The sequence below is a fragment of the Candidatus Andeanibacterium sp. genome, assembly GCF_057143545.1.
Genome location: NZ_DBNHSF010000184.1, coordinates 1 through 6276 on the forward strand (window position 1 = coordinate 1; position 6276 = coordinate 6276).

The 6276-nt window shown below is 63.0% G+C and carries 7 protein-coding genes and 1 tRNA gene; 2 read left to right on the plus strand and 6 right to left on the minus strand.

Features of this window, described 5'->3' with window-relative positions:
* Positions 1–105: 105 nt before the first annotated feature.
* The 6 genes from AC16XC_RS10980 to infA form a co-directional block, all read right to left on the minus strand.
* Positions 106–1992 carry a TIR domain-containing protein gene (locus tag AC16XC_RS10980; RefSeq protein WP_484034699.1) on the minus strand — a complete coding sequence of 629 codons (1887 nt, stop codon included), beginning with the start codon at positions 1990–1992 and terminating at the stop codon, positions 106–108.
* A 221-nt stretch (positions 1993–2213) separates the two neighbouring features.
* A tRNA-Phe gene (locus tag AC16XC_RS10985) sits at positions 2214–2289 on the minus strand.
* Between the two features lie 117 nt (positions 2290–2406).
* Positions 2407–2583, minus strand: a complete 177-nt coding sequence (locus AC16XC_RS10990) for a DNA gyrase inhibitor YacG (protein ID WP_484034700.1) — start codon at positions 2581–2583, stop codon at positions 2407–2409.
* Positions 2580–3542, minus strand: a complete 963-nt coding sequence (locus AC16XC_RS10995) for a ribonuclease (protein WP_484034701.1) — start codon at positions 3540–3542, stop codon at positions 2580–2582. The genes AC16XC_RS10990 and AC16XC_RS10995 overlap by 4 nt, the downstream gene beginning before the upstream one ends.
* The gene (locus AC16XC_RS11000; protein WP_484034702.1) at positions 3535–4116 is read right to left on the minus strand and encodes a Maf family protein; all 582 of its coding nucleotides are present in this window, start codon (positions 4114–4116) and stop codon (positions 3535–3537) included. Before AC16XC_RS11000 ends, AC16XC_RS10995 begins: the two co-directional genes overlap by 8 nt.
* Positions 4117–4121: 5 nt before the next feature.
* Entirely contained in the window at positions 4122–4367 is a 246-nt protein-coding gene (gene infA / locus AC16XC_RS11005; RefSeq protein WP_047806247.1) for a translation initiation factor IF-1, read from the minus strand.
* Between the two features lie 269 nt (positions 4368–4636).
* Here infA and AC16XC_RS11010 point away from each other — a divergent pair, with 269 nt between their 5' ends.
* The gene (locus AC16XC_RS11010; RefSeq protein WP_484034703.1) at positions 4637–4996 is read left to right on the plus strand and encodes a hypothetical protein; all 360 of its coding nucleotides are present in this window, start codon (positions 4637–4639) and stop codon (positions 4994–4996) included.
* Positions 4997–5008: 12 nt separating this feature from the next.
* Positions 5009–6276, plus strand: a 1268-nt coding sequence (locus AC16XC_RS11015) for a porin family protein (protein ID WP_484034704.1), incomplete at its 3' end; no start/stop codon positions are given.

Below are 6276 nucleotides of genomic sequence, written 5' to 3' on the forward strand. Positions count from 1 at the left end.
GCGCATCCCACCAAACATCGAACCCTTCGCCCTTGAACGCCTCGGCATAGCGCCGGGCGATCTCCGCATCCTCGCGGTTGTAGCTGAGGAAGATGTCCGGCCCGCTCATGCGATGATCTCGAAATCGGCATCGCCCACAGGCCGCGCGAAATCACCCCAATTGCCGGTCTTGCGCCAGTGATCGACGATCCCGCTGTCGATCAGGAGCTGCTTGAAGCGCGGGTCCTGCCTAAGCTCGGCATATTGCGGGAACCACATTTCGAGGAAGCCGATGTAGTGCTTGGTGGTCAGCGGCCCGCGCCGGAATGCTTCGAGCGCCATATCGATGTCGCCGTAATAGACCGCCCATGTGGCGATCGCCCCCATGCGCGAGCCATCCTGGTAGGCTGGATCTTCCAGCGCTTCGTGCAGGATCGCCAGCGCTTCCTCGGGCTTGTCCCGGACTTCGATCAGGTGATTGCGGAACGGCATGAAGTGATCGTTTCGGTCCCAGCGATTGCGGAAGATGTCCCACACGCGCTCGTGGTCGCCGCGCACCATGGCTCGCGTTATCGCGCGCCATTCCATCGTTACCCTCGGACCTTCCAGATCCTTGCTGCGCTCGTATTCCGCTTCGGCTTCGTCGAGCCTTCCCGCGGCATCGAGGATATACTGGGTGCCGAAAGAATTTCCGATCGACAGGGGATCGACCTCACGACCGCGCAGGGCCAGCTCCGCGCCTTCGTTTGCCCTCCCCAGCAAGAGAGCAAAGTGTGCCTTGATGCTTTGCTCTGCACCAAGCTCGAAATCCGTGGAGTCGATAATCCTTGCGACTTCGTCCCAATTGTATTCCCAAGCCGCCACCTGGCCAGCAGTGAGGATCGCCATGGGCAGCTTTGGGGCAAGCTCGATGGATTTCCGGCTCGCCGCTTTGAATTCGTCCCACAGTTCCTTAAAGAGCTTCGGCTCGTAAACACCCGTGAACTGGATGGAATGTGCCAAGCCTGCCCATGCCTGGGCAAAGTCGGGATCAAGATTGGTTGCTTCGCGATAGAGATCCATCGCGCGTAGCAGGTTGTGATGACCGGCCGTCGAATGGAGCGCGCGGGCTCGACTGAACAGGTCGTAGGCCTCAAGATTGCTGGTTCCCCGGCCTTCGATCGCCTTCTTCTCGCGTGGCAGCAGGTTGAGCTTGAGCGCTTCGACGATCGCCTCGGAAAGCTCGTCCTGCAGCTCGAAGATGTCGTCGAGGTCGCGGTCCCAGCGCTCGGCCCAGACATGGTTGTTGCTCGATCCGTCGATCAACTGGGCGGTAACGCGCACGCGATTGCCGGCCTTGCGGACACTTCCCTCGAGCACATGAGTGACGTTGAGCTGGCGGGCAACCTCGGGAATGTCGACCGTCTTGCCCTTGAAGGTGAAGGAGGAGTTGCGGCTGATCACGCCGAGTGCGGAGACCTTCGACAGGTCGGTGATGACGTCCTCGGTGATCCCGTCGGCGAAATATTCCTGGTCCTCGTCGCGGCTCATATTGGCGAAGGGCAAGACGACGAGCGAGACCTGGTCGAGGCCGGGGAGCGGCTCGTCCTTTGCTTTGGGTTTCGGAGCTTGCGCTTCCTTGCCGACGAATTCGCAAACGTGCCGCGCAAAGTCCTGCCACGCCTTTTCGGACGTGTCGCCGCGCCAATCCGAAAGGTCGGCGGTCTGGACCAGTTCGAACATGATCGGGCGCTCGCACTCCTCGATCATCGCGGGCATCAGGGTCTTCTTGCGTTCGGCGAGGGTTGCTTCGGCCCGCACCCAGCGCGAGACGACCGACTTCTTCGACCACAGCACCACCACCGCCCTGGCGTTGCGCAGGGCGTTCTCGGTGACCTCGTCATAGGCTTCGCCCGAACGCAGCGCGACATCCCACCACACGTCGAGCCCCTCCGCCGCGAACCCTTCGGCGAACTGCTTCGCCCTGTCGGAATCCTCGCGGTTGTAGCTCAGGAAGATGTCGGGTCCTGGCACAGACTTTCCCTCACCCTGCCGCCGCATGGCAGGGGCTTCGCCGCATCAGGGTCGCAAGGTCAATCCGGGCAGGTGCGGCTCCCCCCGAAGGCCGGGGCAAGTCTATGGCCGATTCCCGAGCGATTACAAGGCGAATCCGGGTTCGCCTTCGCCCTCAAGTAGCGAAGCGGTAGGGCGACAAGGACTCCCTCAAGCAGCGTAAGCGGTAGGGCAGAAGGAAATGGTGCCCAGGGGCGGAATCGAACCACCGACACTGCGATTTTCAGTCGCATGCTCTACCAACTGAGCTACCTGGGCATTCGCTGCAGTCACGGCCGGAAACGGCCCGCGAGCGGTTGGAATGCGCGCCTATGGCGAAGCGCAAGCGGCATTGCAAGACCTGTTTGGGCAAGACTTGTTTGGCCTGCTGCGCGGTCAATCGTCCTGGACGACGTCCTCGGGCGCAGCGGGCGGCCCGGGCACGGCGTAGCCATCGTTGAACCATTGTGCGAGGTCGCGGTCGCGGCAGCGCGGCGAACAGAAAGGCGCGAACTCTTCGCTGCGCGGCTTCTTGCAGATCGGGCAGAGTTTGGATTTGGTCGAGCCGGTCATCGCGGGACAGCCTGCGCAAAGCCGCCTTCGAGCGCAAGGGCCGGATCGCTTTCGACGCGAATCTCACGGCCGGTCCGCCGGGCGAGTTCGCTCAGCCATACGGGCCTGAGTTTCGCTTCCACCGCCGGGTGGCAGGTCAGCAGGATCGCGCCGGGATCGGACACGGTTTCGGCGCGGCGGAGCAGCAAGCGCACGGCAGCTCCGCTGCGGTCTCCGGCGATGCGCTGGAGCAGCGATGGCCCCTCCAGCCGGGCAACCAGTTGTACGAAGCCGAACCCGTTCATGGCAGTGCGCTCATGCGGCCAATCTGCCAATGCCCTATCGAGCGCCGCATCGACCGCCTTGCGATCATCCTTTTGCGGTAGCGTGGGGAAGTCTATCCCGACCGAGCCACCGATATCGAAGCGCCGTAGTGCTGATGCGATGGAGGGTATTGCCGACAGCGCTAGCTGTTTTGGCGGCGCGGTGCCATCCACGTCGATCAGAATCATGGCCGGCGTGACGGAAAATGAGAGGCTGCCACCTTCGAATTCGACCACGCCATCCGATGCCTCGGTCCAGATTTCTTCCCACAACCCGTCGGGGAACCTGCGAACGCTGTTTCCAAGAGCGAAGACATCGCCCTCGGCAGGGATTGCATGCTCTCCTTCGACCCAAGGGCGCGCTTGCGCGCGCTTGTATCGCCCGCGCTCTGCAATGGCCGCGCGGGTGACTATCAACGTCAGGTGCTGGCCCTCGGTGAAGTCTGGCAACAATTGATCGACAAGTATCTCGGTGCCGTCCTCGGTTTGGGCCAACCCGCGAGAACTGTCGGCAAGCTTTTTGACAAGCTTCGCATAGGCTGGCTTTCCTGCGGACAATTCTCCCGGCCAGCGAATCTTGGCCGCGAGTAATTCGCCGCCCTCGAGCAGGATCGCGCGTTCCTCGCCGATCCCCTGTTCAACCAGCCACTCAGCCAAGGTCGAGGCCCGCCGCCTTGAGCAGCGCCCGCGTCTCGTAGAGCGGCAGTCCGACCACGCCCGAATAGCTGCCCGAAACGAAGTCGATCAGCCCGGCGGCGCGGCCCTGCACGGCATAGCCGCCGGCCTTGCCGACCCCCTCGCCCGAAGCGGCATAATCGCCGATCTCCTCGCGCGAGAGGTGCTTGAACCGGACCACGCTGCTGGCCAGGCGATGCCGGACCGTGCCGTCCTCGCCGATGACTGCGACAGCCGAATGGACCTTGTGCCGCCGTCCGGAAAGCAGCGCGAGGAAGCTCGCCACTTGCGCTTCGTTCTCGGCTTGGGGCAGGATCCGGCGCCCGAGCGCGACGGTGGTGTCGCCGGCGAGGACGATATCGCCCTCATGCCGGTCGATTGCCGCGGCCTTTTCCAGCGCCATGCGCAGGGCATAGGGCGCCGGCAATTCGCCCTTGTGCGGAGTCTCGTCGATCTCGGGAGCCTCGACCCGCGCCGGCGTGACGCCGATCTGCGCCAGCAATTCGCGGCGTCGCGGGCTGGCGGAAGCAAGGATAAGTGAGGGCTGTGCGCCCAAGATGGCTATTGCGGCCCCGGGCCGCCCCTTCCGGGCATGAAGCGGTAGGTGATCCGTGCCTTGGTCAGGTCGTATGGGGTCAGTTCGCACAACACCTCGTCGCCGACCAGCACGCGGATACGGTTCTTGCGCATCTTGCCTGCCGTATGGCCGAGGACTTCATGGCCGTTTTCGAGCTCCACCCGGAACATCGCGTTAGGCAGTAGTTCGACTACCTTGCCGCGCATTTCGAGGAGTTCTTCTTTCGCCATAAATATTTCAAATCCTATGTATTGTCGTGCCTTGGCCGCGCCCCATAGCGCCGGACCGCCGAAAAGGGAAGTGCGTGCCTGTGCCGCACGGATCCGGGGAGCCGGCCCGGATGCGAGCGCGGAATCCCTGCCAGGCGCCATGGTGCGGGCATTTCGTCCGGTTTCACCGGACATTCATCGACTTGCGACTAAATGTTACAATAAGTCGCTTGAGAAATCTTCTATAAGGCGCTTGAGCGCGGCTAAGCCCTCTAAGGACAAAGTCAATCATGAAGACGAGCCGAGCGCTTCTCCTCTCCGGCATTGCATGCGCCGCAATCCTGGGTTCTTCCCCGGCCGTCGCGGACGAACAGCCCGAACTGGCGGACGATCTCGATCCGGAACTCGTCAACGAAGACGAGGAAATTCTCGTGCTGGCGGACCGGTTGCGCGGCCAGGTCGACGCTCCGCAGCCGCCGGTTCTCGTGCTCAACGAGGAAGACATTGCCGCCTATGGCGTTGGTTCGATTGCCGACCTGGTGCAGGAACTCTCGCCGCAAACCAATTCCGGGCGTGGCCGCGGCGGCGGGTTCCCCGTGATGCTGGTCAATGGCATGCGTATTTCAAGCTTCCGCGAGCTGCGCTCCTAACCGCCCGAAGCCTTGCGCCGGGTCGAAGTACTGCCCGAGGAAGTGGCGCTGCGTTATGGCTATTCGGCCGACCAGCGGGTGATCAATTTCATCCTCAAGGACGATTTCAGTTCGACCGAGAGCGAACGCGAATACGGCCAGCCCTGGGCAGGTGGCTATTGGACGAGCGAGTCCGAGCTGACCTATCTGCGGATCGACGGCTCGCGCCGCCTCAACCTCAACGGCGAAGTCACCCTGTCTTCGGCACTGTACGATGTCGAGCGCGGGATCGTCGAACCTGAATCGCTGATACCGACGATTGCTTCCGACCCGGATCCGGCGACGCAGCGCACCTTGCGCGACAAGAGCTGGGAATATGCCTTCGACGGAACCTATACGATCCCGGTCGGCGACAGCGGCGGCTCGCTGGCCTTCAACGGCAGTGTCGAAAAGTCGCTGTCGAAGGGCAGGGATGGCTACAACGTCATCCTGCTGACCGACCCGGACGACAACAGCGAGCGGCGGGTGGTCAATCCCGACGACGTTATCCGCCAGAAGCGCGAGACCCTGACCTTTTCGAGCGGCGCCACGCTCAACCATCCGCTCGGCGCATGGCAGCTTACGGCGACGATGGACGGGTCGATCGCACATTCGAAGAATTTCAACGACCGCCGGCTCGACACCAGCGACCTCGTCGCCGGCGCGCTGGCAGGCGATTTCGCGATCGACGGGATGCTGCCGGTGCTGCCCAGCGCCGACCGCGACCTGGCGGAAACGACCTCGCGCACCTTCAACAGCCTCGCGACGGCCAATGGCGTCCTGTTGTGGATGCCGGCCGGCGAAGTCAGCGCGACATTGCGCAGCGGCTATTCGCTGACCAATTTCGAGAGCATGGACACCCGCAATCCCGGGATCGAGACCTCGTTGACCCGCCATTCGCTGAGCGCGGGCGGCAATCTCGGGATTCCGCTGACCAGCCGGAGAGAAGGGGTGCTCTCGGGGATCGGCGATATTTCGCTCAACCTCAATGGCGGGATCACCGACCTGTCGGATTTCGGCACGCTCTATGACTATACGGTCGGGATGTTCTGGTCGCCGACCGAGAGCCTCAGCCTGCAGGCAAGCTACATCTATGCCGAAGCGGCGCCGAGCCTGACCCAGCTCGGCAGTCCGACGATCGTGAACGAGAATGTCGCGGTTTACGATTTCGCCAACAACGAGACCGTCCTGATCGAAACGACCAGCGGCGGAAATCCGCTGCTCGCGCGCGAGACCCGCAAGGACATCCGCCTGTCCGCGCA

What these genes read in the sequence shown, in the direction of transcription:
- infA (WP_047806247.1), bottom strand. Translation starts at nt 4,367, where the DNA reads ATGGCGAAAGAAGAACTCCTCGAAATGCGCGGCAAGGTAGTCGAACTA.
- AC16XC_RS10990 (WP_484034700.1), bottom strand. Translation starts at nt 2,583, where the DNA reads ATGACCGGCTCGACCAAATCCAAACTCTGCCCGATCTGCAAGAAGCCG.
- AC16XC_RS11010 (WP_484034703.1), top strand. Translation starts at nt 4,637, where the DNA reads ATGAAGACGAGCCGAGCGCTTCTCCTCTCCGGCATTGCATGCGCCGCA.